At 73.7% G+C, this 23,509-nt stretch carries 23 protein-coding genes; 8 read left to right on the plus strand and 15 right to left on the minus strand.

All coding sequences use genetic code 11. From position 1 onward, the window contains the following. Positions 1–10 precede the first annotated feature (10 nt). Both pfkB and ABZS69_RS60670 read right to left on the minus strand, forming a co-directional pair. A complete protein-coding gene (gene pfkB / locus ABZS69_RS60665; protein WP_355392078.1) occupies positions 11–967 on the minus strand; it encodes a 1-phosphofructokinase in 957 nt (318 codons plus the stop codon). Beyond that, positions 964–1,725, minus strand: coding sequence for a DeoR/GlpR family DNA-binding transcription regulator (locus ABZS69_RS60670; RefSeq protein ID WP_355392081.1), 762 nt, complete (start codon positions 1,723–1,725; stop codon positions 964–966). The genes pfkB and ABZS69_RS60670 overlap by 4 nt, the downstream gene beginning before the upstream one ends. An 88-nt stretch (positions 1,726–1,813) precedes the next feature. Here ABZS69_RS60670 and ABZS69_RS60675 point away from each other — a divergent pair, with 88 nt between their 5' ends. Together ABZS69_RS60675 and ABZS69_RS60680 are read left to right on the plus strand one after the other, a co-directional pair. Further along, positions 1,814–2,668 carry a hypothetical protein gene (locus ABZS69_RS60675; RefSeq protein ID WP_355392084.1) on the plus strand — a complete coding sequence of 285 codons (855 nt, stop codon included), beginning with the start codon at positions 1,814–1,816 and terminating at the stop codon, positions 2,666–2,668. Beyond that, on the plus strand, positions 2,668–3,606 hold the full coding sequence (locus ABZS69_RS60680) for an aminoglycoside phosphotransferase family protein (RefSeq protein ID WP_355392087.1): 939 nt from the start codon (positions 2,668–2,670) through the stop codon (positions 3,604–3,606). The genes ABZS69_RS60675 and ABZS69_RS60680 overlap by 1 nt, the downstream gene beginning before the upstream one ends. A gap of 5 nt (positions 3,607–3,611) precedes the next feature. Here ABZS69_RS60680 and ABZS69_RS60685 read toward each other — a convergent pair whose 3' ends face one another. From ABZS69_RS60685 to def, 6 genes are all read right to left on the minus strand, one after another. Next, positions 3,612–4,223 (minus strand): SAM-dependent methyltransferase, encoded by a 612-nt coding sequence (locus ABZS69_RS60685; protein ID WP_355392090.1) that lies wholly within the window; start codon positions 4,221–4,223, stop codon positions 3,612–3,614. 89 nt (positions 4,224–4,312) lie between these two features. Continuing rightward, the gene (locus ABZS69_RS60690) at positions 4,313–4,660 is read right to left on the minus strand and encodes an MmcQ/YjbR family DNA-binding protein (RefSeq protein WP_355392093.1); all 348 of its coding nucleotides are present in this window, start codon (positions 4,658–4,660) and stop codon (positions 4,313–4,315) included. A 10-nt stretch (positions 4,661–4,670) separates the two neighbouring features. After that, positions 4,671–5,087: a CBS domain-containing protein gene (locus ABZS69_RS60695; RefSeq protein ID WP_355392096.1), complete on the minus strand. Its 417-nt coding sequence runs from the start codon at positions 5,085–5,087 to the stop codon at positions 4,671–4,673. 114 nt (positions 5,088–5,201) lie between these two features. Then, positions 5,202–6,608, minus strand: a complete 1,407-nt coding sequence (locus ABZS69_RS60700; protein WP_355392099.1) for a pyridoxal-dependent decarboxylase — start codon at positions 6,606–6,608, stop codon at positions 5,202–5,204. Further along, positions 6,601–7,221, minus strand: coding sequence for an XRE family transcriptional regulator (locus tag ABZS69_RS60705; RefSeq protein ID WP_355392102.1), 621 nt, complete (start codon positions 7,219–7,221; stop codon positions 6,601–6,603). The genes ABZS69_RS60700 and ABZS69_RS60705 overlap by 8 nt, the downstream gene beginning before the upstream one ends. Positions 7,222–7,228: 7 nt before the next feature. After that, positions 7,229–7,768: a peptide deformylase gene (gene def / locus ABZS69_RS60710; RefSeq protein ID WP_355392105.1), complete on the minus strand. Its 540-nt coding sequence runs from the start codon at positions 7,766–7,768 to the stop codon at positions 7,229–7,231. A gap of 147 nt (positions 7,769–7,915) precedes the next feature. Here def and ABZS69_RS60715 point away from each other — a divergent pair, with 147 nt between their 5' ends. Continuing rightward, positions 7,916–8,710, plus strand: coding sequence for a methyltransferase domain-containing protein (locus tag ABZS69_RS60715; RefSeq protein ID WP_355392108.1), 795 nt, complete (start codon positions 7,916–7,918; stop codon positions 8,708–8,710). Between the two features lie 96 nt (positions 8,711–8,806). On the opposite strand, the gene ABZS69_RS60720 is transcribed toward ABZS69_RS60715, so the two are convergent. Both ABZS69_RS60720 and ABZS69_RS60725 read right to left on the minus strand, forming a co-directional pair. Next, positions 8,807–9,322 carry a hypothetical protein gene (locus ABZS69_RS60720; RefSeq protein WP_355392111.1) on the minus strand — a complete coding sequence of 172 codons (516 nt, stop codon included), beginning with the start codon at positions 9,320–9,322 and terminating at the stop codon, positions 8,807–8,809. Positions 9,323–9,405: 83 nt separating this feature from the next. Continuing rightward, complete coding sequence (locus ABZS69_RS60725; RefSeq protein WP_355392114.1) at positions 9,406–10,335, minus strand: hypothetical protein; 930 nt, start codon at positions 10,333–10,335, stop codon at positions 9,406–9,408. 130 nt (positions 10,336–10,465) lie between these two features. On the opposite strand from ABZS69_RS60725, the gene ABZS69_RS60730 reads away from it, so the two are divergent. Both ABZS69_RS60730 and ABZS69_RS60735 read left to right on the plus strand, forming a co-directional pair. Beyond that, positions 10,466–11,401: a GNAT family N-acetyltransferase gene (locus tag ABZS69_RS60730; RefSeq protein WP_355392117.1), complete on the plus strand. Its 936-nt coding sequence runs from the start codon at positions 10,466–10,468 to the stop codon at positions 11,399–11,401. A gap of 36 nt (positions 11,402–11,437) precedes the next feature. Next, positions 11,438–12,211, plus strand: a complete 774-nt coding sequence (locus tag ABZS69_RS60735; protein WP_355392120.1) for an arylamine N-acetyltransferase — start codon at positions 11,438–11,440, stop codon at positions 12,209–12,211. 2 nt (positions 12,212–12,213) lie between these two features. Here the strand turns inward: ABZS69_RS60735 and ABZS69_RS60740 are convergent, their stop codons facing one another. The 3 genes from ABZS69_RS60740 to ABZS69_RS60750 are packed head-to-tail and all read right to left on the minus strand — an operon-like array spanning position 12,214 to position 16,294. Next, on the minus strand, positions 12,214–14,910 hold the full coding sequence (locus tag ABZS69_RS60740) for an AAA family ATPase (RefSeq protein ID WP_355392123.1): 2,697 nt from the start codon (positions 14,908–14,910) through the stop codon (positions 12,214–12,216). Further along, entirely contained in the window at positions 14,907–15,659 is a 753-nt protein-coding gene (locus ABZS69_RS60745; RefSeq protein WP_355392126.1) for a nucleotidyltransferase domain-containing protein, read from the minus strand. The genes ABZS69_RS60740 and ABZS69_RS60745 overlap by 4 nt, the downstream gene beginning before the upstream one ends. Next, positions 15,656–16,294, minus strand: coding sequence for a nucleotidyltransferase domain-containing protein (locus ABZS69_RS60750; protein WP_355392129.1), 639 nt, complete (start codon positions 16,292–16,294; stop codon positions 15,656–15,658). The genes ABZS69_RS60745 and ABZS69_RS60750 overlap by 4 nt, the downstream gene beginning before the upstream one ends. A 45-nt stretch (positions 16,295–16,339) precedes the next feature. On the opposite strand from ABZS69_RS60750, the gene ABZS69_RS60755 reads away from it, so the two are divergent. Beyond that, entirely contained in the window at positions 16,340–18,205 is a 1,866-nt protein-coding gene (locus tag ABZS69_RS60755; RefSeq protein ID WP_355392132.1) for a propionyl-CoA synthetase, read from the plus strand. A 74-nt stretch (positions 18,206–18,279) separates the two neighbouring features. Next, positions 18,280–21,105, plus strand: a complete 2,826-nt coding sequence (locus ABZS69_RS60760) for a hypothetical protein (protein WP_355392135.1) — start codon at positions 18,280–18,282, stop codon at positions 21,103–21,105. 57 nt (positions 21,106–21,162) lie between these two features. Here the strand turns inward: ABZS69_RS60760 and ABZS69_RS60765 are convergent, their stop codons facing one another. Further along, positions 21,163–22,329: a HAMP domain-containing sensor histidine kinase gene (locus tag ABZS69_RS60765; protein WP_355392138.1), complete on the minus strand. Its 1,167-nt coding sequence runs from the start codon at positions 22,327–22,329 to the stop codon at positions 21,163–21,165. Beyond that, positions 22,326–22,982 carry a response regulator transcription factor gene (locus ABZS69_RS60770; protein WP_355392141.1) on the minus strand — a complete coding sequence of 219 codons (657 nt, stop codon included), beginning with the start codon at positions 22,980–22,982 and terminating at the stop codon, positions 22,326–22,328. The genes ABZS69_RS60765 and ABZS69_RS60770 overlap by 4 nt, the downstream gene beginning before the upstream one ends. A 185-nt stretch (positions 22,983–23,167) precedes the next feature. On the opposite strand from ABZS69_RS60770, the gene ABZS69_RS60775 reads away from it, so the two are divergent. Next, positions 23,168–23,506, plus strand: coding sequence for a hypothetical protein (locus tag ABZS69_RS60775; protein ID WP_355392144.1), 339 nt, complete (start codon positions 23,168–23,170; stop codon positions 23,504–23,506). Positions 23,507–23,509 lie beyond the last annotated feature (3 nt).

A 23,509-nucleotide genomic window follows, 5' to 3' on the forward strand; every position in this document is an offset into this window, starting at 1 on the left:
GAGCAGTTGATCAGCCGCTGTGCGGGACAAGGGGAGTGGTGAGGGGGCGGGACGGGTCGGGCGGGTGGACGGCGACGGTGATGAGGTCGATGTCGGCGGGGCCGGGCATGCGGCTGCCGGGCAGCCGGACCGCCGCGGCGCCCCAGGCCAGCGCCCGCGCCAGCGCGTCCGGGCCGTGCCCGCCGCCGGCGAGGAAACCGGCCAGCATGGCGTCGCCGGCGCCGACGGAGCTGCGCGGCTCGGTGACGGCGGCCTCGCCGTACCAGATGCCCTGCTCCTCGACGAGGAGCGCGCCGTCGGCGCCCAGGCTGGCCAGCACGCTGCGGGCGCCGGCGGCGCGCAGCTTGCCCGCGGCCTCGACCACGTCGCGCAGGCAGCGGATGGGCATGCCGGTGGCGGCCGACAGCTCCTCCAGGTTCGGCTTGACCAGGGCGGGGGCGGCGCCGAGCGCGCTGGCCAGCGCGGGGCCGCTGGTGTCGACCGCCATGTGGATGCCCGCCCCGGCGAACCTGCGGCACAGCCGGGCGTAGACGTCGGCCGGGACCTCGGGCGGCAGGCTGCCCGAGGCGACCACCCAGTCCGCCTCGTGGGCGGCGTCGAGCACGGCGTCGGCGATCGTATCGAGCTCCTCGGCCGACAGCGCCGTGCCCGGCTCGTTGATCTTGGTGATGGTGCCGTCGGGCTCGGCCAGCGTGACGTTCGACCTGGTCGGGCCGGCCACCGGGACGGTGACCATGTCGAGCCCCTCGGCCGCGAGGAGCCGTACGAGCTGCCTGCCCTCGTCGCCGCCGAACGGCACCACCGCCCGGCTCGCCACGGCGTTGGCCAGCAGGGCGCGCGAGACGTTCACGCCCTTGCCGCCCGGGTCGAGGTGGGCGGCGGCGGCGCGGATGACGGCGCCCCGGTCGAGCGCGGCGATCTCGATGGTGCGGTCGAGGCTGGGGTTCAGCGTCAGGGTGAGGATCATGCCCTGATCACCTCCGGGCCCGCCGCCGCCAGGTCGGCGGCGAGCGCGACGTCCAGCCCGGTGTCGGTGATCAGCACGTCGATCTCGTCGAGCCCGGCGAACCTGGCCAGGTACGTGTTCGTGAACTTCGTGTGATCGGCCAGCAGCACGCTGCGCTGCGCGGCCTTGACCATGGCCCGCTTGATCGCCGCCTCCGCCGGGTCGGGCGTGGTCAGGCCCCTGGCGGGCGAGCAGCCGTTGGCCGCCATGAAGGCCACGTCCACGTTGAGGTCGGCCAGCGGGCGCAGCGCCCAGTCGTCGACCGTGGCGAGCGTCTTGCCGCGCACCCGGCCGCCCAGCATGATCACGTGCAGGTTGGCGCGGGCGGCCAGGGCGGTGGCCAGCGGCGGCGAGTTCACCACGACGGTGAGCTCGCGGTCGGCGGGCAGCACCTGGACCAGCCGGCCCGTGGTGGTGCCCGCGTCGATGATCACGGAACCGTCCTCGGGCAGCTCGGCCAGCGCGGCCTTGGCGATGCGCTCCTTCTCGGCCGTCATCACCTCGTCGCGGGTGGCCAGCGCGGGCTCGAACCCCAGGCGCTCGACGGGGATCGCGCCCCCGTGCACCCGGCGCAGCACGCCCGCGCGCTCCAGCGACGTCAGGTCGCGGCGGATCGTCTCGGTGGTCACGTCGAGCTCGGCGGCCAGCGTCACCACGTCGACGCGGCCCGCGGCGCGGGCCCTGCGCAGGATCTCCTGCTGCCGCTCCTCGGCGTACATGATGTTGATTCACCGCCGTTTCGGGTTGGTTTCATCTTTGTTTATACCCGCTTTGTTGGCTGGGTCAAGGCTTGGTAGGTATAGGCGAATGCGAAGGAAGCCCTTGGCCGCCGTGGTGACGGCCGTACCCCTTGTCGTCGGGCTGGCCACGCCCGCTCAGGCCGCTCCGCGGGTGCCCGCGGGCACCACGGCGTCGTGGGTGGTGTTCGACCGGCAGGCGGGCAAGTTCGTGACCGCGCGCAACGCGCACCGCAAGTTCCGCTCGGCCTCGGTCGTCAAGATCCTCATCGCGATCGACTACCTGGAGCGGCGCAAGAGCGTGCCCGCCGCCGACGCCAGGCTGCTGAAGGTCATGCTGCGCTCCAGCGACGACGACGCGGCCTCGGCGTTCTGGGACCGCGACGGCAAGGGGCAGATCATCGTGCGGATGGCGCGCAAGCTCGGCCTGGCCGACACCGCGCCGCCGCCCGCCTCCAAGCCAGGCTTCTGGGGCTACACCTCGCTGAGCGCGTACGACATCGTGCGCACCTACCGCTACCTGCTCGACAGGGCCGAGCCCCGGGTCCGCGACACGATCCTGGGGCACCTGCGGCAGTCCACGCCGTGCGGGACCGACGGCTTCGACCAGACGTTCGGCATCCCCGACGCGGTGCCGCGGCCGTGGGCGGTCAAGCAGGGCTGGTCGGGGTTCGGCAACACGCCGCCCACGCGGTGCTCGGGCGCCAGGGCGGTCGGGGCGCCCATCTCGTGGATCGCCCAGCGCGCCACCGGCTCGGGCGTGCCCGACTACGGCCGCCCGGTGCTGCACACGACCGGGCTGGTGGGCAAGAAGGAGCGGTACGTCATGGCGCTGCTGACGGCGCACCCGGCGGGCGGCACGTGGGCCTCCTCGGTCGCCCGCGTCACCAAGCTGACGGGCGACCTCTACCGCAGCCTCCCCTGATGAAGGGCCTGCCGCACGCGACCGGAGGCCGGCGCATCGACTGGGCCGAGGTGCCCGCCGAGGTGCGGGCGGCGATCGAGAAGCTGCTCGGGAGCGAGGTGGTCGGCGCGGCCGGCCAGCCGGGCGGCTTCTCCGAGGGCGTGGCCGCCCGGCTGCGCCTGGCCGGCGGCGGACGCGTGTTCGTCAAGGCGGTGAGCTCACGCGTGGCGCCCGGGGTGGCGCGGTTCCACCGCCGGGAGATCGAGGTCTCCCGGCGGCTCCCCGGCGACGTCCCGGCGCCGCGGCTGCTCGACGCCTACGACGACGGCACGTGGGTGGCCCTGGTGTTCGAGGACGTCGAGGGCCGGCTGCCGGCCCAGCCGTGGCGGCGGGACGAGCTCGACCGGGTGCTCGCGGCCGCGACCGGGCTGGCGCGCGTGCTGACCCCGTCGCCGATCGACCCCGCCGGCCTGGCCCCGCCGCGGCTCGGCGGGTGGCTCGCGCTGGCGGACGAGGGCGGCGCCGGGCGGCTCGCCTCGGTGTCGCCGTGGGCGGGTGATCATCTCGACGAGCTGGTCGCGCTGGAGGAGGCGGCCGCCCCGTCTCTGGCGGGCGAGACGCTGCTGCACGGGGACCTCTACCCGTTCAACGTCATGCTCACCCCGGATCGCGTTCTCGTCGTCGACTGGCCCCACGCGTGGGTCGGGGCCGCGCACTGCGACGTGCTCACCCTGCTGTCGAGCGCCTCGCTGAGCGGGGTGGACCCGCAGCCGCTCGCCCAGGAGCATCCCCTGACCCGGGACCTCGGCCCGGAGCCGATCGACGCCTTCCTCGCCGCGCACTCCGGCTTCCTGCTGCGGCTGGCGGCGAACGCCGGGCCGGGCGACGATCGCCACCTGATCGACATGGCCACCGCGCTCGGCACGGCGTCGCTGAACTGGCTGCGGCAGCGGCTCTGAGAGCCTCAGTGTGGCGACACGAACGTGAACATGCGCGCGTCCGGTTCGAGCGCGACGGGCGGCCCGGTGTAACGGTGCTCGCCGACGCCGTACCCGTCGCTCTCCACCCGCACCCGCTCGAACCCGCTCTCCTCGAACCACTCGCAGATCCGCGGAAACAGGTCGGGCTCGTGCCGGTGCCTGGTCCAGATCACGGTGGCCTCGGGGGCGCACAGCTGCGGCAGCAGGCCGACCGTGCGCCGCACGTCGTCGTCGCTCACGTTCCCGAACACGCCGCAGGCCAGCACCAGGTCCGCGGGCACCGCGCCGGCGTACGCGCCGAGCAGCGCCGCGTCCCCGCGCACCACCTCGACCCCCGGCGGGGCGGCCCGCCTGGCGGCGGCCACATTGCGCTCGTCGAGCTCCACGAGCCGGGCCCGCACCCGGTCGCGCCCGGGGTGCGCGGCGAGCACCGGCAGCAGGTCGCGCCCCTGGCCTGAGCACAGGCTCACCACCCGCTCGGCCCCCGCGTCGAGCGCGGTCCCGATCCACTTCCGCACGACCTGAAGCCGCCGTTCCAGCGGCGAGCCCGGCACGTCGTACGCGTCATGCCAGCCCGCCCAGTCCATGTCAGTCATGATCGTCATGCTGGCGGGCGGGGGCGCGGCGGGCAAGTCCGAGGTCTCATACGCGCAAGAGCGCGGGGTGTACGGCCTCGGGGCGGCCCCTACCGGGCCTGGGCCTGCTGCTCCAGGCGCACCTTCTTCGGCACGCACATCCGCCACGCCTCCAGGACCAGCTCCCGCATCTCGTCCGGGTCGAGGGCGTCCACACGCGCCACCACCCAGTTGAAGCGCAGGTCGGACTCTCCCGGCATGAGGAACTTGTCCGGCTCGGCCGCCACCAGCGCCGCGCGCTCCTCCTTCGGGAACCCGAAGCCCATCAGCGTCTCGTCGCGCGAGAACGCCACGTAGACGATCTTGCCCACGCGGAACTTGACCCGGTCCCGGATGAGGTGCTCCGACGAGCGGGGGAGCGTGCGGGCGAACTGCCGTACATCGTCGACTGTGAACACCCGGCAAACGTTACTGGTTGCCCTCCGCGGCCGAAATGTCGGCGAGCGCCGAGTGCGGGTCGCGCTCCAGGGCCAGGTCGCCGAGGCTCACGATGCCGACCGCGCGGCCGTCCTCGAGCACCGGCAGGCGGCGGACGGCGTGCGTGCGCATGATCCGCACCGCCTGGTCGATGGTCGTGTCGGGGTCGATGGCCTCGACGTACGGGCTGCACGCCTCGCGTACCGGCGTCTGGGAGGACTTCTCGGCGGCGACGACGCGCACGGCGATGTCGCGGTCGGTGATGATGCCCTGGATCCGCCCGTTCTCGTTGACGATCACGGCGCCCGTGTCGCGGTCGCGCATCAGCGCGGCCGCGACGGACACCGGCTGGTCGGCCTCGACCGCAGCCGGGTGGGACGTCATGACCTCTGCCACGGTGTCCGCCATGGGAATCCTCCTGCCTGATCGCCTACCAGCCCGACCCCTACCCGGGCGGAAGCGCGGCTCACCGGCCTTTGCCGGGTCTCTGCGTCCGGCTGGAGCGTCTTGGCCGGGCAGGGGCTACAGCGCCTTGGCCGCCAGGCGGATCTCCTCCAGCAGCACGGCCAGATCCCGCTCGGTGGTGCCGGGATGCAGGAAGCAGGCGCGCAGCGCGTCGCGGCCGCCCAGCCGGGTGCCGGTGATGAACGCGTTCCCGCGCGCCTGCACCGCGCCCGGGATCGCCCGGTTGAGCGCGTCCAGGTCATCGGGGCCGGGCCGGTGACGGAAGGCGGTGATCGAGGTGGTGACGGGCGCCAGCAGCTCGAAGTCGCCGGCCTCCTCGACCATGGCGGCGAGCGTGCGGGCCAGCCCGGTCGTGTGGTTCACCAGGTCCTCGACGCCGGAGCGGCCCAGGTGCGACAGCGTGGCCCAGGTCTTCAGCGCGCGGAACGGGCGGGTCTGCTCGGGCCCGTACTCGGAGAACCACCCCAGATCGCCCGCGTTGTCGTCGATCAGGTACGACGGCACCAGGCTGAACGCCGCCCGCGCCGCCGCCGGGTCGCGCAGCAGGGCGCAGCCGCAGCCCACCGGGACGCCGAGCCACTTGTGCGGGTCGAGGGCCAGCGAGTCGGCCCGGTCCAGGCCCGCGAAGTGCGGCGCGGCGCCGTCGGCCAGGACGCCGAGCGCGCCGTACGCGCCGTCCACGTGGAACCAGAGCCCGTGCTCGGCGGCCACGTCGGCGATCTCGTCGAGCGGGTCGACCGCGCCGGAGTTGACGGTGCCCGCGCTGCCCGCCACGCAGAACGGCCGCAGGCCCCTGCGCAGGTCCTCCTCGATCATGGTGCGGAGCGCGCCCACGTCCATCCGGTACGCGCCGTCCATCGGGACCATGCGCACCTGGCGCGATCCGAGGCCGAGGAGCTGGGCGGCCTTGTGCAGGCAGCTGTGGCCCTCCTCGGTGACGTACATGACCATGGGCGGCCGCCCGTACAGGCCCTCCTCGCGGGCGTCCCAGCCGTCGGCGAGCGCGGCCCGCTGGCGGGCGGTGGCCAGGCAGATCACGGTGGCCATGGAGGCGCCGCTGGTCAGCAGCCCGCCGCCGGGCGGGTGCGGGAAGCCGACCAGCTCGGCCAGCCATCGCACCACCGCGCGTTCCAGGTGCGGGCCCGCGTGGTCGCCGCCGGCGCAGCTCGGGTTGAGCGCGGCGGCCAGCGGCTCGACGAGCACGCCCGCGGGGTTGGGCGGGGAGTTCACCCAGCCGAAGAAGCGGGGGTGGCCGTTGCCCATCGGGTACGGCAGCACGTGCGTACGGACGTCGTCGAGCAGCTCGTCGAGGGCCCGCCCGCGCTCGGGCAGCTCCTGACCGCTCAGCCAGGCCCGTTCGGCCTCCGGGACGGGCCGCCACACGGGCCGCTCGCCGAGGCCCGCCAGGTGCTCGGCCGCGATCGCCGCAGCAGCGGCCGCGTCGGTGGGGAGGAGATCAGCCATCGGACGGCTCCTTCCAGGGTTCGTGCTGTCCGGCGCCGCCCAGCTCCATGGCCAGGTAGTAGACACAGTCGGCGGCGCCGTCGTTGGTGAAGGCGTGGCGGCAGTCGCCGGGGTAGTAGGCCGAGTCGCCGGTCGCCAGCTCGTACGGCCTGCCGTTGATCGTCAGCCGCAGGCTGCCGCGCTCGACCGCGAGGTATTCCCGCGACCCCGGCGCGTGCGGCGCGAACTCGCCCGCGTCCACGCCCGGCCCGAGGGTCGTGCGCATGAACTCGAACTCCACGTCCCCCAGCACCGGCGACAGCACCCGGCGCTCCCAGCCGGACGGGTCGCGCAGGACCCGCTGCTCGCCGTGGCGGAGCACGCGCATCGCCGAGTGCGCCGGCTCGTCGAGCAGCCGGGAGATCGACGTGCCGAGCGCCGTGGCCAGCCGGTCGAGCACCAGCACCGTCGGCGTCTTGCCGCCCCGCTCGACCTCCGAGACCATGCTCCGGCTGATGCCGCTCAGCGTGGCCAGCCGCTCGACGGTCAGCCCGCGCGCCCGCCGCTCCGTGCGGATCCGCAGCCCGAGCTCGGCCATCGACAGGCCGCTCGACAGGACCCCTTCACCTTCCATTCCTCCACTATAGCGGTGATTTGTCCGCGATAGTGGAATGGGCCTCCTGGTAGGCGGCCAGCACCTGCTTGCGGCGCTTGGCCGGGAGGCGGTCGATGTAGAGGTAGCCGTCGAGGTGGTCGGTCTCGTGCTGGAGGCAGCGGGCCAGCAGCCCCGTACCCTCGACCGTGACGGGCTCCCTGGCGGCGTCGAACCCGTGCACGGCGGCGTGGTCGGGGCGGGGCAGCGGCGCGTACTGGCCGGGCACGGACAGGCAGCCCTCGTCGTCCGCGTCGAGGTGGCGCTCGCCGACTGCGGGGAGCTCCAGCGTGGGGTTGACGACGACGCCCTTGTGGTGCTCCCCGTCGGCATCCGGGCAGTCGTAGACGAACACGCGCAGGGCCACGCCGATCTGGTTGGCGGCCAGGCCCACGCCCTCCGCCGCGTACATGCTCGCGAACATGTCCTCCACCAGCGCCGCGAGCGCGTCGTCGAACCGGGTGACCGGCTCGCACGGGTGATGCAGCACCGGGTCTCCGACGTGCACGATCGGCCGGACCTCTCCCACGACCAACGCCTCTCTCCGAAAGTTCGCGAACGTTCCGCCATGCAGTTTACGGGCTCTTTCTGTCTCGATATTCGAGACGTTTCTTCTTGGATGATGAGACTCAAGCTAGAGTGATCGATGTCGGAGCGGAAACGAAGGAGTTTGCCGATGAACGCCGTTTACACGCATGGCCACCACGAGTCCGTGCTGCGCTCGCACCGCTGGCGCACCGCCGCGAACTCGGCCGCGTACCTGCTGCCGCACCTCAAGCCGCACATGAAGGTGCTGGACGTGGGCAGCGGCCCCGGCACGATCGCCGCCGACCTGGCGGGCCTGGTCGGCCACCTGACGGCGTCGGAGGTGACCGAGGAGGCGCTCGGCCTGGCCAGGGCCGAGATCACCGGCCGGGGGCTGGACAACGTCGACTTCGCCGTCGCGGACGCGCACGCCCTGGACTTCCCCGACGACACGTTCTGCGTGGTCCACGCGCACCAGGTGCTGCAGCACGTCGGCGACCCGGTGCGGGCGCTGCGGGAGATGCGCAGGGTGACCAAGCCGACCGGGTACGTGGCGGCGCGCGACAGCGACTACGCGGCGTTCGCGTGGTATCCGCTGCTGCCGGAGCTGGACGAGTGGATGGCGCTGTACCAGAAGGTCGCGCGGGCGAACGGCGGCGAGCCGGACGCGGGGCGGCGGCTGCTGTCGTGGGCCCGGGCGGCGGGCTTCACCGACGTGACCGCCACCTCCTCGACCTGGTGCTTCGCCACGCCCGAGGACCGGGCCTGGTGGGGCGGGATGTGGGCGGAACGCGTCCTGCGCTCGGCGATGGCCCAGCAGGCATTGTCGACGGGGGCCGCCACGGAGGCCGGGTTGCGGCGGATCTCGGAGGGGTGGCTGAAGTGGGCCGAGGCGGAGGACGGCTGGTTGTCCATCGCCCACGGGGAGATCATCTGCCGCGCCTGACCATGCGCCCCGCAGGGGGCGCGCGGCGGGAGTGTGCCTGACGACGTGCCCCGCGGGGCGCGCGCCAGGCGGCGGGTCACACGGTGGTGGCCGGGGTCACAGGCCCAGCGTGCGGGCGCGTTGCCACTGGGGGTCGCGGTAGAGGACCATGTCCGAGCCGATCATCTCGTCCGGCGCCGACAGCATGGTGATCTCGCCCGCGGCCTGCATCTCCAGCAGCAGGTCGCGCACCCGCGGCCCGACCGGCAGCCGCCCGGCGGGCAGGCCCATCCCGGCCCGCACCGCGTCGGCGGCCTCCGACAGGTGGAACGGCCCTTCGAAGCTCGCCACGATCCCGCGTACGACGGCGATCGTGATGAGGTGCTCGGCCTCGGCGTAGGCGAGCTGCCAGATGACCTGCTCCTTGCGGCCCCCGGTGGCCGCGCACGCCGTGCAGGCGTGCGTCAGGCCGGGCGCCATCTCCTCCTGGCCGGACCCGAGGCAGACCGAGCACAGGCCGTTCTCGGCGGCGTGCAGCTCGGCCGTCATCCGCCCGGCGAGCACGGCGCCGCACTCGCAGGCGAACGCGTCACCCAGGATGCCGGTCTGCGGGGAGATCGCATGCGTCGTCACCGGGCCGACTCTACCGCCGCCCGCCTCGGTGCCGCGCATCCCCTGGCCGCTCCCGCGGGGGACACCCGGCGCCTGGGCAAGGGTCAGCCGCGCATGTCCGCGAGCCCGTGCAGCCGTCGCAGGGCCTTGCGGGCCGCGGCGGCGACGCGCTCGTCGGGGTGGTGCTCGATGAGCACCCGGAGCACCTGCCCCGTCCACGGGTGATCCCCGAACGCCAGGATCGCGATCGTCCCCGCCTGCTCCTCCGCGTCCATCCCCATGGCGATCGACTCGATCACCTCGCCCGCCTCGCCCCCGAACTCCAGCAGCGCCGCCGCCATGTCCACGAACACCCAGGCGATCTCCTCCGGGGCGGTCGGGCGGTCCTCGCGCTCGGTCCTGGTGGCGATCACCGCCCCGAGCCCGGGCTCCTCCAGCAGCCCGGCCAGCGCCCGCTTCCCCTCCTCGCCGACGGCCGACGACAGCACCTCGACGCCGACCGCCCGGCTGAGCGGGCTCACGGTGGCCAGCACCGAGGCGATCTCGGCCGCGGCCGCGTCCGGGTCGCGGTCCTTGAGCCACCCGGCCAGCTCCTCGCCGCGTTCCGTCTCGGGGTAGGAGCGCAGGCCGTGCAGCAGCGCCGCGGCGTCGGCGTCCGCGAGCGACCCCATGACCGGGACCTCCTGCCCGGTCGTCTCCGCGATGATCAGCCGCGCCGCCCACAGGCCGAGCCAGCTCAGCGTGTACGGCTCCGCCTGGCGTACCAGCCCCAGGCCGGTCAGCTCCCCGGGAACCTCTCCCGGGTGCGGCTCGCGCGACAGGAACATCCTGATGAGCTCCAGCAGCAGCTCCTCGTCGGCGGCCAGCCGTTCGCGGGAGTGGTCCGCCCAGAAGGCCAGCACCTCCGCGTCGGAGCCCTCCGGCTTCAGCTCCTCGGCCAGGGGAGCGGCGCGTACGGCCGCCGCGAGCGTGGCCTCCTCGGGCAGCCGGATCGGGGGCTGCAGGGGCAGGGTGTCGTCGTCGTAGGACCTCACGAGCCCATCCTGTCGCGATATTTCCGCTACAGTGCCCTCTGACACCGAAAAGTCGGAAGAAAGGAGGCGCTGAGATGTTCGGCACTGCTTCGGGCGCTCACCGCGCCCGCTTCTACTTCTCGGAGGAAATGTGCTTTTCCGTCCCGCGGTCGAGGATGATCTAGACCGCTTGCTCGGCTGCGTCGTCGACGAGTCCATCAGCTGGGCGCATCCCGATCGCCTGCTCTCGTTCCTGGAGAGCGGCAACTACCGGTTCGACCGCATCTGGCTCGCCGTCGCCGACGACGGCGAGATCCTGGCCCGCGCCGTCTGGTGGAGCTTCCCCAGCGGCGACAGACCCCTCGCGCTCGACTGCGTGTACGTCCATCCCTCGGTGGACGATCGCGTCGGCCTGGCCGGCGAGCTGCTGCGCCGCGCGCACGACGCGTACGGGCGGGCGATCGAGTACCACGTGTTCGTCGGCAACAGCTGGCGCGACCACCCGGAGACCGCGGCGGCCGTCGCCTGGCGCTGGGAGGCGGCCGGCCGCGCCGGGCTGACCGAGGAGCTGGAACGGCTCCGGTACGAGTGGACGGCCGGGCCCGTCCCGGAGCCCTCCGACCGGCTCGTGTTCCGCGGCGAGGACGACGACGAGGCGTTCGTGGAGGCGTTCCGCCGGGTGTCCGCCGGGACGCTCGACTTCCACACCCGGCAGGCCCTGCTCACCACGGACCCCCTCGAACAGGCCCGCGATGACGTCCGCGACTGCCGGTCCATGCCCGGCGACCGGTCGTGGTGGCGGCTCGCGTACGACAAGAGCGGGGACCTCGTCGGGGTCGCCCTGCCGTCGGCCAACGACGGCGGGCCCGTGGTCGGCTATCTCGGCGTGGTGCCCGAGCACCGGGGCCACGGGTACGTGGACGACCTGCTCGGCGAGATCACGCGCGTCCACGCCGAGCGCGGGGTCCAGCGGATCCTGGCGGACACGGACTCCGGCAACGTGCCGATGGCCAGGGCGTTCGAACGCGCCGGGTACCACAACTTCGCCGTCAGGCTCGTCCTGTCGGCGAATCCCGTGAACACGTGATGCGCGCGGGCCGTCGCGTACGCGATCGTCGATCCCATGACATGGGACATCGACAAGCTCGATCTCGAGGCGTACCTGGCCAGGATCGGACACGACGGCCCGCTCGCGCCGACATATGAGACGCTACGCGCGCTGCACCTGGCGCACGTGCGCTCCATCCCCTTCGAGAACCTCGACGTGGTCCTCGGCCGCGGCATCGTCCTCGACCTGGGCAGCCTCCAGGACAAACTGGTCACAGGCGGGCGCGGCGGCTACTGCCACGAGCAGAACCTGCTGTTCGCCGCCGCGCTCGAACGCCTCGGCTTCGCCCTGACCCGGCACCTGGCCAGGATCCGGCTGGGCCGCGACCACCTGCCGCGCTCGCACGCCACGCTCACCGTCGAGGCGGACGGCCGCACGTGGCTGGCCGACGTGGGCTTCGGCGGGGACGGGCTGGTGGGGCCGATCGCCTTCGAGGACGGGGCGACCGCCAGGTCCGGCCCGTGGGAGTGGCGCCTGGGCCGGGACGGCGACTTCTGGGTGCTGCACGCGGGCCCGACCGAGCTGTACGCGTTCCGCCCGGACGAACCGCACTATCCGAGCGACTTCGAGGTGGCCAACTTCTACGTCGCCAACAGCCCCCGCTCGCCGTTCCGCCACCACGTGCTGGCCCAGCGCACCACGGCCGACGCCCGCGTCCGCGCCGAGGACCTGGCGGCGACCACGGCCGCGGAACTGGCCGAGGGGCTGCGCGAGCAACTGGGGATCGAGATCACCGAGGACGACGCCCGCGAGTTGCTCCCCAAACTCCAAACCGACCACCCGGGCTGACCTCACTGGCCGGGCTCGTGTGCGAGCACCTGCCTGGTCAGCTCCACCCGGCTGCTGACGCCCAGCTTGGCGAACGCGTGCCGCAGGTGGCTGTCGACCGTGTGCGGCGACAGGAACAGGGCGGCCGCCGCCTCCCGGTTCGTCATGCCCTGGGCGACGAGCCGTACGACGCGCAGCTCGGACGCCGTCAGCGCCGCCCACCCGTGACCTGCCGCCTCGCGCCGCGCCCTCCCCGCGACGGCGCCGCACGCCCGGTAGACCTCGAACGCCTCCTCCCGACGCCCCGCCTCCTCCAAGGCCAACGCCAGCCCGAGCGGCCGCGGGGCGCTCCGGTACAGCTCGATGGCCTCCTCCAGCCGCCCCTCCGCGTGCGCGAGCCCGGCCGCCAGGGACACGACGCGGGGGTTGCGGCGGGCGAGGTCCTGAGCGCACGCGACCACCCGCGGGTCCGCCCGCCACCGCGCCGCCGTCCACGGCTCCTGCACGATCAGGTACGCCAGCACTCCACCCCGCAGCCCGGCATACGACGAGGCCCCATGAGCCGCGCCCGTCGCGCCCTGCGGGGCGGAGCCCGGGTCGAGGAGCTCGCTCCGCCACCGCAGCTCCTCGAACACCAGGCCGGGCCCGTCCCCGGCCAGCTCGCGGCCCCGATCCAGGTATCCCCGCGCCGCCTCCCTCTCGCCCCGCAGGAGCGCCACGTGGCCGAGCACGCCGAGCAGCGCCGGGGCCAGCGCCATCGCCGAGAGCTGCCCGGCCACCCGCAGCCCCGCCTCGGCCTCGGCCGCCGCGTCGTCGAGCCGCCCCCAGGCCAGCAGCAGCTCGGCCCTGAATCGGTGCAGCAGCGGCAGCGCCCACGCCGTCCCCAGCCGCCCGGCCTCCCGTTCGACCACCGCGTAGAGCCCCTCGGCCTCCTCGAACCGATCGAGCGCCGCCATCGCAGCGCCCAGCCACAGCCGCGGATGCCGGTGGGCCGTCTCACCGCCCGCCGCGTCGGCCAGCTCCACCGACCGCTCGGCGTGCCGCAGCGCGCCGTCGAGGTCGCCCCGGAGCAGCGCCACGGTGGATCGCGCCTGCAACCCCACCACCTGGGCGAACACCTCACCCTCCGCGACCGCTCCCGTCGCCGCGTCCTCCGCCGCGTCGATCTCGCTGCTCATCATCAGCGCATGGGCCCGTACGGCCAGCAGCCGCGCCCGCTCCCGCCCCGGCACGCCCGCCCTGCCCAGCACCCGGCCGGTCCGCCGGACGACGCCCCGGTCGTCGCCCGCGTGCTTGAGCGCCTCGGCCAGCCCGAGCGCGACCCCCGCCTCCTCGGCCGCCGTCAGCGGGACGCCGAGGGAGTCGGCGAGCTCCCGCGCCTCACCCAGCCGCCCCGCCGAAGCCAGCAACCGCACCGCCCCGGCCACCAGCCCCGCATCCCACCCACTGCCCCGGGGGTGCGCCAGTTCGAGGGCTCGCAGCATCAGGTCGGCGGCGGCCGAGGGGGCGGTGGCCGTCATCTCCTCGGCCGCCGCCCGCAGCTCCAGGATCGCCGCCGCGTCCCCCCGCCGGGCGCCGTGCCTCAGATGCTCGGCCAGCTCGGCGTGCGGCCGGCCTTCGGCCCGTAGCACGGACGCCGCCTCCCGGTGCAGCGCCGCCCTGATAGGTGCGCCGAGCCCGCCGTAGACGGCCTCCCGGATGAGGTCGTGCCGGAACCCCAGCCGATCGCCCTCCCCGACGAGCGCACCGGCCCCCACAGCCTCCTCCACCCGTCCGAACAGCGACCCCGCCGTCACCCCCAGCACCCCCGCCGCCTCGTGCACCGAGAACGGCCGCCGCAGCACGGAGGCCACCTCCAGCAACCGCCGCGCCTCGGGGGACAGATCGCGCAGCCGCCTCTCGACCGCCGCCACGAACCTCGCGGGCAACTCCACCCGGCCGCCCGCCGCCGCGCCCACGACCGGATCGGCGGCGCCCGCCACGACCTCGGCCACGCCGCCGCGCACCGAGATCCGGCCCTCGGCGCGCAGCCCCGTCAGCACCTCCTCCAGCAGGAACGGGTTGCCGCCGCCACCCCGAACCAGCTCCAGCACTGACGGTCCTGGTGCGGCGCCGAGCAGGCGCGCGCTCAGCTCGGCCGCCTCCTCCGGGCCGAGCGGGGGCAGCGGGACGCGCCTGGCGCCCTCCTCTATGAGCCGGTCGACGGCCTCCTGCTCGGGCAGCGGCCGCCGGCCCAGCAGCCACACCACGGGGGACCCGGCCAGCCCCGGCACGAGCTGCCGCAGCGCCAGGCAGGTCAGCTCGTCCGCCCACTGCACGTCGTCCAGGACGATCGCCAGCGGCCGGGTGCGGGTGTAGCGCTCGACCGCCTCGCCGACCCGCTCGATCGCCCGGAACCCGTCCCCGTCCCGCTCGGTCGACCCGAGCCCGTCCCCACCCCGGTTGATCGACCGGAACCCGTCCCCGAGCTCCATGCCCGGCGGCCCGCTACCCGAGGCGAGCGGGCGGAGGAGGGTGGAGAGCGGGGCCACCCGGTCCAGCTCGGTGGCGCGGCCCAGCGCCACCGCCGTCCCGCGCGCCCGCGCCGGCCCCGCGGACTCCTCCAGCAGGCGGCTCTTGCCGATGCCCGCCGGCCCCTCCACCACCACGCAGCCCGACCCGGCGGCCAGGACCCCGCCCACGACCCCGAGCGCGTCCCGCCTGCCCACCAGCCCCGTCACGTCAGGAGCCCCACCCGCGCCCGTACCACCAGGTCGTGCAGCGCCGCCTCGGCCGTGGCCCGCTCGGGCAGCCCGGAGGAGTCGCGCGCCTCCTCCAGCGCCGCCGTCATCCGCGCCACGTCCGCCTCCACCCCGGGCGTGGCGGGCGCGCCCGAGTGTTCCGCCTCCCGCTTGGCGGCGACCAGCTCCGGCAGGTACGCGGGCCCGTACGCGTACAGGCGCGTCAGGTCGGCCTCCAGCTCGCCGGTGCGCATGAGGTGCGTCCCGGTGGCCAGCACGCGGAAGGTGTAGAGCAGCGGCTTCAGCTCGCCGACCTTCTCGAACAGCCCCCACTGCGTCCGCGCGAACCCCAGGTAGTGGTGGGCGTGGTGGCGCGTCAGGCAGCCCGGGGCCAGCGCCACCAGCTCCTCGTGCACCGGCGACGAGGCCACGACCAGCGGCGACAGCAGCTGCTCCAGCACGTAGCCGTTGCGGCCCAGCAGTAACCGGCAGAACTTGGCCAGGTCGTGCGTGACCAGGTCCACCTCGACGCCCTCGCGCGTCCACATCCGTTCCACCGTCTCGGGCCCGTGCCGCAGCCCCGCCACCTCCTCCACCGGCAGCACGTGGGCGCCCCGCAGGTCCACGTCCGAGTCCACCGAGGGGAACCCGTACAGGTGCGCCCCGCTCACCGTCGCGAACACCAGCGGGTACGGCTGCTCGCCGGGGATCTCGGGCAGCCATCCGGGCAGCCATTCGGGCAGCTTCACAGGTGCTCCTTCCGCACGCCGATCAGGAAGTCCTCCACCCGCTGCCGGTCCGGCCGCTCCGGCAGCGCGCTGCCGGCCGAGGCCACCTCGGCGGCCAGCTCGGTCCGCCAGGCGTCCACCTCCGCCCACGGCACCTCGCCGCGCCGGATCTCCAGCAGCCGCTCCCGGAGCGGCCCCACCTGGACGAGCGGCTCACCGTGGCGCACCAGGTGCAGGCCGCTGAGCAGCAGCCGGATCATGTGCATGGCCTGCTTCCACTTGGGCGCGGCCGGGTCGAGCCGGCGGAACTGCGAGTCGGCGTACCCGGCGAACGTCTGCCGGGCCCGTTCCGACAGGAAGGCCCCGCGCAGCTCGCGCAGCCGCCGACCGGCGGGCGTGATCACCTCGACCATGGGGGACCACAGGCACTCCAGGGCGGTGGGGTTCGCCTCCAGGGCGAGGACGCAGAAGCGCTCGACCTCCCACGAGAACTGCTCGGGCAGCGGCCCGTCCCGGTGCGTCGCCGGTTTCTCCAGCCGCCAGAACGCGGCCGTCGGCGCCACGAAGACGCCCCGCCGGTCGGTGTCGGAGGCGTCGGTCTCGAGCCCGTACGCCCTCGACCCCATGACGACGGTAAGGATCATGTCATCGGTCACCCGGATATCTTGCGCCATGGGGCCGCGGGCTGGTCTGATCGATAAGTGGGCGGTTATGACGAGGCTTACCGGCGCAGCATCCTTCAACCCGACGAGTTCTGGTCCGAGGCGGCCCTCGGGATCGCCTGGGACGTGGCGCCGGCGACCGTGACGGCCGGCGGCCGGTGGTTCCCCGACGGGCGGCTCAACACCTGCTTCAACGCGGTCGACCGGCACGTGGGGGCCGGGCGCGGCGACCAGGCGGCGCTGATCTACGACAGCCCGGTCACCGGGACCGCCCGCACGTTCACGTACGCCGAGCTGCTCGACCAGGTGGCCAGGACGGCGGGCATGCTGCGCGGCCTCGGCGTGACGGCGGGCGACACCGTGGTGATCTACATGCCCATGGTGCCGGAGGCCGTGGTCGCGATGCTGGCCTGCGCGCGGCTCGGGGCGGTGCACTCGGTGGTGTTCGGCGGGTTCGCGGCCAGGGAGCTGGCCGTGCGGATCGACCACGCCCAGCCCAAGGTGGTGCTCTCGGCCTCCTGCGGCATCGAGCCGGCCCGGGTGGTGGCCTACAAACCGCTGCTGGACGCCGCGCTGGAGCAGGCCGAGCACCGGCCCGCCAGGTGCGTGATCCTCCAGCGGCCCCAGGCCGTGGCCGAGCTCGTGGAGGGCCGCGACCTCGACTGGGCGCGGGCGGTGCGCGAGGCCGAGCCGGCCGGGTGCGTCAGCGTGGCGGCCACCGACCCGCTCTACATCCTCTACACCTCGGGCACCACCGGCGTGCCCAAGGGCGTGGTCCGCGACAACGGCGGGCACGCGGTCGCGCTGCACTGGAGCATGTCCCACGTGTACGGCGCCGCCCCGGGCGAGGTCTACTGGGCGGCCTCCGACGTGGGCTGGGTGGTCGGGCACTCCTACATCGTGTACGCGCCGCTGCTGGCCGGCTGCACGACCGTGCTGTATGAGGGCAAACCGGTCGGCACCCCCGACCTCGGGGCGTTCTGGCGGGTGGTGGCCACGTACGGGGTGCGCACGCTGTTCACCGCGCCGACCGCGATCAGGGCCATCAAGAAAGAGGACCCATCCGGAGTTTTCGCGAAAAAGTGGGACCTGTCCGAGCTGCGGTACCTCTTCCTGGCCGGCGAACGCCTCGACCCCGACACCTACCACTGGGCCTCCGACCTGCTCGGCATCCCGGTGATCGACCACTGGTGGCAGACCGAGACCGGCTGGCCCATCGCCGCCGACTGCGTCGGCATCGAGCCGCTGCCGCTCAAGCCCGGCTCGCCCACCAAGCCCGTCCCCGGCTGGGACGTGCGCATCCTCGACCCCGACGGCAACGAGTGCCCGCCGGGCGTGGACGGCGCCGTCACCGTCAAGCTGCCCCTCCCGCCCGGCGCGCTGCCCACCCTCTACCGCGACGAGGCCCGCTTCACCCGCTCCTACCTGGAGCGCTACCCCGGCCACTACCTCACCGGCGACGGCGGCCACGTGGACGCCGACGGCTACCTCTACGTCATGGGCCGCATCGACGACGTGATCAACGTCGCCGGCCACCGCCTGTCGACCGGCTCGATGGAGGAGGTCATCGCCTCCCACCCCGATGTGGCCGAATGTGCGGTGATCGGCGTGGCCGACGAGCTGAAGGGCCAGCTCCCCGTCGGGTTCGTGGTGCTCAAGTCGGGCGCCGAACGCGACCCCGCGGACATGGAGCGCGAGCTGATCGCCCTGGTACGCGAGCGCATCGGCCCCGTGGCCGCCTTCCGCCGCGCCGTCGTGGTGGCCCGGCTGCCGAAGACGCGTTCGGGCAAGATCCTGCGCTCGACCATGCGGGACATCGCCGACGGCCACCCGTACACCACGCCTTCCACGATCGAGGATCCTGCGGCGCTGCCGGAGATCGAGGAGGCCGTGAAGCGAACATGACGGCCCGGTAACTTCCGCCAAAAGGCCCGGCCGTACAGCGCATGATGGGACTCCGAGTCCCCGGGAGAAGGCACATGATCGAGACCCCGACCTACGCCGATGCCTTGAGGATCCTCGGGTGCAAGGACGCCCGGCTCGTCAAGGTGGTCGGGTTCGCCGCGGCGGCGGCGCGTACCGGCTGGGCGCTGGCGGGGGCCGGGCAACTCACGACGGGCCTGGCCGACATGCGCAACAGCATCGTCGGCTACGGCGAGGAGGTCGTGCGGCGCATGCCCGAGCCGAAGGGCGGCCTCGACCGGTTCACCCGCACCCAGCGGCTGGCCGCCGCGCACGCGGTGATCGTCGTCTCGGCCTACTTCGAGGCGCTCGGCGAGGCGAAGCTGCCGTTCACGCTCGACCAGCTCGACCGCGGCGGCAAGATCTCGCACGGCGTGCCGACCGCCGAGCGTTTCGCCCGGCTGGTGGCGACCCTGCTGCTGGAGCGCCTGCCCACGCCCGAGCCGCACGTGCCCTACTCCGAGACCCGTCTGGCCGTGGAACGTGCCTACCAGCGTATGTCGGAGGCCATGGCCGGATACGTGGGCGGGCTGAGCGTCTGGGACGAGCTGCCGGTCGACGACCAGCTCCTGCTGCCCCGCATGCTCGCCGAGGGCCCGCCCGCCCGCGCGCTGCGGATCTACGACGAGGACTACCGGTCGCTGGCGCTCGACAGCCACGAGTTCGGGGTGCGCAGCCTCGTCACCGAGAAGCCGCCGCCCGCCACGGCGCTGTCGCGGGTGGCCTGGCTGCTGGCCGAGCTGGCCCCGCCCCGGGTGGGCGACCGCCCCCTGATCCACCAGGCCAGGATGGCCGCCAACGCGCTCGACCAGCCCCTCCTGCACGCCGGCAAGCTGCCCGAGGACGTCTGGCTCCCGCTGCTCGGCGAGGGCTACCTCAGCCCCCGCTTCCGGGTCGCCGAGCTGACCCAGGACACCACGCCCGCGCTGCTGAGCTGGTGGGACGACCAGCGTTCGCTGCCCGACCCCGAGGCGTTCCTGGTGGGCCACCTGACCTCGCTGCGCGCCACCCAGGCGCCGCTGCTCGTGCTGGGCGAGCCCGGCTCGGGCAAGACCAAGCTCACCGAGGTGCTCGCCGCGCGGCTGGCCAGGTCGGAGTTCCTGCCGATCCGGGTCGAGTTGGAGAGCGTGTCGGTGCGGGCGGGCGTCACCGGGCAGATCGAGCAGGCCCTCGGCGCGGTGCTGGGGGAGGAGGTCGACTACGCCGAGCTGGTCACGGCCGCCGACGGGGCGATGCCGGTGATCCTCCTCGACGGGTTCGACGAGCTGGTCCAGGGCGGGGTCAACCGCTACGACTACCTCGAACGGGTGCAGGAGTTCCAGGACAGGGAGGCGGGCCTGGGCCGCCCGGTGGCGGTGGTCGTGACCAGCCGCACGGTGGTGGCCGACCGCATCAGGTTCCCCAAGGGGCTGCTGGGGCTGCAGCTCCAGCCGTTCGACGACGACCAGGTGGGGCAGTGGCTCACCATCTGGGACCGGCGCAACCGCGGCCTGCTCGCCCGCCGCGACCTGAAGCCCCTGCCCGCCGAGGTGGCGCTCACCCACGGCGAGATGGCCAGGCAGCCGCTGCTCCTGCTGCTGCTGGCCCTCTACGACGCGGGCAGCAACGCGCTCCAGCACGACCACGGCCCGCTCGGCCGCGCCCGCCTGTACGAGGTGCTGCTGCGCGACTACACCGAACGCGAGACCGGCGGCGTGCGGCGGGTGGCCATCGACCAGGAGCTCGTCCTGCTCGGCGCGGTGGCCCTGTCCATGCTGGCCCGCGGCCGGCACGTCATCACCGACGAGGCGCTCAACCGCGACCTGCCCGCCCTCTGCCAGGGCGGCGAGGACGATCCCGGCGACCCTGATCAGCCAGGGGAGGCCCGCGCCGACTGGGCGCGCAAGGCCACCGAGCGCTTCTTCTTCGTGCGCAGGAACGGGCACGCCTTCCTGCACGCCACGTTCGGCGAGTTCCTGGTGGCCTGGCTGGCCATGTACGCGCTGCGCGACCTCGACCGGCGCCGCCGCCTGGCTGGGGACGAGCCGCTCGCGCTGGTCCAGGCCATCGACGACGACCTGCTGTACGCGGTCACGTCCCACTCGTGCCTGGCCGAGCGCGGGCCGACGGTCGGGTTCATCCTGGAGCTGCTGGACGAGGTGCCCTCCGCCGTGCGCGAGCGCTGCGTGGAACTGCTGGCCGGGCTGCTGCGCCGGTCGCTGCACGAGCGGCCCCGCCGCCACTTCACCGGGTTCCGGCCGGTACGCCACACGATGACCCGCCGCCTGGCCGCCTACTCGGCGAACCTCACCCTGCTCATCGTCTGCGCCTCCGAAGAGCCGGTCCGCGTGTCGTCGATCCTGTCCGGGCCCGACCACCTGGAGCAGTGGTCCTCGCTCAGCCACCTGTGGAAGGGACAGCTCGGGCAGGAGGGCTGGACCGGGCTGGTGACCGCCCTGTCGGCGCACCGCTTGGTCGAGGACGGCAAGGAGGACGTCGTGCTCGGCGGCACGGAGACCGGCGGCATGGGCGACGTCGTCGTCGCGGTCGCCACCGGCCACACGGCCCAGCACCGGCGGCTGCTCGACCTGCTGGTCGAAGCGCTGGGGGAGGGCCGCTTCCTGCCCTACCGGGACCGCCTGGCCATCCTCGACGAGCTGGTGCGGACCGTGGCCGTCCGCTCGCCGGCCATGCACCGGGCCCTGGGCGCGATGTGGGCGGAGGACGGCGCCGACCACGCGGAGCTGCGGCCGCTGCTGCGCGCCATGCTCGCCGACCCCGCCGACCGGGTGGGCACCTGGGAGCAGCTGGTCAAGGCGGGCGTCCCGGAGACGGCGCTCTGGGAGATCCAGGGCCTGGACTGACGAGATCCCAGCCGGATCGGCACGCCCGGTGAGCACGCCCCGGTCGGCGCGCCCCGATCAGGACGTCTCGGCGTCGACGGGCAGCTCCACGCTGATCGTCAGGCCGCCCTCGTCCCGGGGCGTGGCCGTCACCGACCCGCCGTGCGCCTCGGTGATCACTCGTACGATCGACAACCCCAGCCCGCTGCCCCGGTCCGAGCGCAGCCGGTCGCCGTGCAGCCGCCGGAACGGCTCGAAGATCGTCTCGATCTCGTACAACGGCACCTGCAGCCCCGAGTTGGCCACGACCACCTCGACCCGGTCGGCCCGCCGCCGCGTCGTCACCCACACCTCGCCCTTCGGGTGGTTGTGCCGGATGGCGTTCTCCACGAGGTTCTGCACCAGCCGCTCCACCAGCACCGCCTCGCCCGCCGTCGGCGCGGGGTCGAGCAGCCGGTGCATGGTCACCTCGCGCTCCCGGGCCTCGTCGGCCGCCTGGTCGAGCACGTGCTCGGCCACGTCCGCCAGGTCGAACGGCCGCCGGTCCAGCACCGCCTGTTCGCCCTCGGCCAGCGCCAGCAGGCCGTCGATCAGGCGCTCGTGCCGGGCGTTGACCAGCAGCAGCGACTCGCCGAGCCGCTTGACGTCCTCGGTCGCGTCCGGCCGCCGCACGGCCACGTCCACGAGCGTCCTGTTGATCGTGAGCGGGGTGCGCAGCTCGTGAGAGGCGTTCGCGACGAACCGGCGCTGGCCGTCGAACGAGCGCGCCAGCCTGGCCAGCATGGTGTCGTAGACGTCGGTCAGCTCCTTGAGCTCGTCGCGCGGGCCGTCGTAGTCGATCCGGTCGCTCAGGTCGTGGCTCTGGGCGACCCGAAGGGCGGTGTCGGTGACGTTCCTGAGCGGGCGCAGCACCATGCCCGCCGTCCGCCAGCCGATCCCGAACGCCGCCCCGGTGCCGGCCAGCACCGCGATCCCGCCGGCGGTGCGCAGGTTGGCGAGGACGCCGGTCTGGTAGGTGAGGTGCGTCTTGAGCGCGAACCCCCTGGCTATCTCATACCCATCGTTGTAGCGCGAGGCGTAGAGGCTGTAGCCGTCCCGCTCCACCCGGATCTCGTCGGGGGTGAACACGGAGGCTCGGTACTGGAACGACGTCTGGACGACGAAGTAGACGGCGACCAGCGCGAGCGTGGTGACCGCGAAGAACACCCCCGCGCAGACCAGGGCGAAACGCAGGCGCATGCTCATGGGATGCGATACCCCGATCCCGGCACGGTCTCGATGACCTGCGGCTCGCCGAGCTTCTTGCGCAGCTTCATCATCGTGGTGCGGACCGTGTTGGTGAACGGGTCGATGTGCTCGTCCCACACCTTCTCCAGCAGCGTCTCCGCCGAGACCACCGCGCCCTGGGCCCGCAGCAGCTCGGCCAGCACGCCGAACTCCTTGCGGGCCAGTGGCACGTACCGGCCCTGCCTGAACACCTGCCGGTGCGCCCAGTCCAGCCGGACCCCGGCCCGCTCCAGCATCGGCGGGTCGGCCCGCCTGGCCCGCCGCCCGAGCGCGTGCACCCGGGCCACCAGCTCCTCGAACGCGAACGGCTTGGGCAGGTAGTCGTCGGCCCCCAGCGACAACCCCGCCACCCGCGAGCGCACGTCGCTCGCGGCGGTCAGCATGAGCACCCGCACCAGCCAGCCGCCCTCGACCACGGCCTTGCACACCTCGTCCCCGTGCACCAGCGGCAGGTCCCGGTCGAGGATCAGCACGTCGTAGTCGTGCACGCCGAGCCGTTCGAGCGCGGCGTCCCCGTCATAGGCGACGTCGACGGCCAGTGCCTCCCCGCGTAACCCCTCGGCGATCGAGTCGGCGAGCATCCGCTCGTCCTCGGCGACCAAAACGCGCACTGCGTCCCCCAAAAAGATCTTAAATGCCCGCCAGTCTGCTCCGGCCCACATAACGCGCGCATAACCAGAATCGGTGACGTTCAGGTTATAGGCGGAGCGCTGGACTGACGCCCCTGAAGCCGGGATCCACCCGGCCGTCCCGGGGGAGAAGACCATGGCGCCCACACTCGCGGGGCCGGGCGACCATGTGCCCGCACTACAACGTGCTCACCGACGCCGAGTGGGCCCGCTTGACGGCTGACAAGGCTGCGGCACACGGCCGCAACGCCACCTGCTTGTGCGAGTCGGCGCCTGGCCACCCGGGTCCGCACCTGGCGCCGGCTCAGTCGTACGGCAACCGCGACACCTGGATTCGCCGGGTCGACGGCGTGCGGGAGCCGGTCGACCTCGCGCACTGCCTGGCCGCCGGCATTCCCGCCGACGACCTCGCCGACGATCCCGAGCCGTGTCACTTGTTCGACGGGCATCCCGGCAGCCACTCCTTCGACCCGGGCGCCGCCCCCGTCCACCCTACTCGCGGGTAACAC

It is taken from the genome of Nonomuraea sp. NPDC005650, from assembly GCF_040605375.1.
Taxonomy (GTDB): Bacteria; Actinomycetota; Actinomycetes; order Streptosporangiales; family Streptosporangiaceae; genus Nonomuraea.

Excerpts from the sequence above, each read along its gene's own strand:
- ABZS69_RS60765 (WP_355392138.1), bottom strand. The coding sequence starts at position 22,329 with ATGAGCATGCGCCTGCGTTTCGCCCTGGTCTGCGCGGGGGTGTTCTTC.
- ABZS69_RS60700 (WP_355392099.1), bottom strand. The coding sequence starts at position 6,608 with ATGGCTGATCTCCTCCCCACCGACGCGGCCGCTGCTGCGGCGATCGCG.
- ABZS69_RS60715 (WP_355392108.1), top strand. The coding sequence starts at position 7,916 with ATGAACGCCGTTTACACGCATGGCCACCACGAGTCCGTGCTGCGCTCG.
- ABZS69_RS60680 (WP_355392087.1), top strand. The coding sequence starts at position 2,668 with ATGAAGGGCCTGCCGCACGCGACCGGAGGCCGGCGCATCGACTGGGCC.
- ABZS69_RS60675 (WP_355392084.1), top strand. The coding sequence starts at position 1,814 with ATGCGAAGGAAGCCCTTGGCCGCCGTGGTGACGGCCGTACCCCTTGTC.
- ABZS69_RS60685 (WP_355392090.1), bottom strand. The coding sequence starts at position 4,223 with ATGACTGACATGGACTGGGCGGGCTGGCATGACGCGTACGACGTGCCG.
- pfkB (WP_355392078.1), bottom strand. The coding sequence starts at position 967 with ATGATCCTCACCCTGACGCTGAACCCCAGCCTCGACCGCACCATCGAG.
- ABZS69_RS60735 (WP_355392120.1), top strand. The coding sequence starts at position 11,438 with ATGACATGGGACATCGACAAGCTCGATCTCGAGGCGTACCTGGCCAGG.
- ABZS69_RS60705 (WP_355392102.1), bottom strand. The coding sequence starts at position 7,221 with ATGGAAGGTGAAGGGGTCCTGTCGAGCGGCCTGTCGATGGCCGAGCTC.
- ABZS69_RS60695 (WP_355392096.1), bottom strand. The coding sequence starts at position 5,087 with ATGGCGGACACCGTGGCAGAGGTCATGACGTCCCACCCGGCTGCGGTC.
- ABZS69_RS60670 (WP_355392081.1), bottom strand. The coding sequence starts at position 1,725 with ATGTACGCCGAGGAGCGGCAGCAGGAGATCCTGCGCAGGGCCCGCGCC.
- ABZS69_RS60760 (WP_355392135.1), top strand. The coding sequence starts at position 18,280 with ATGATCGAGACCCCGACCTACGCCGATGCCTTGAGGATCCTCGGGTGC.
- ABZS69_RS60775 (WP_355392144.1), top strand. The coding sequence starts at position 23,168 with ATGTGCCCGCACTACAACGTGCTCACCGACGCCGAGTGGGCCCGCTTG.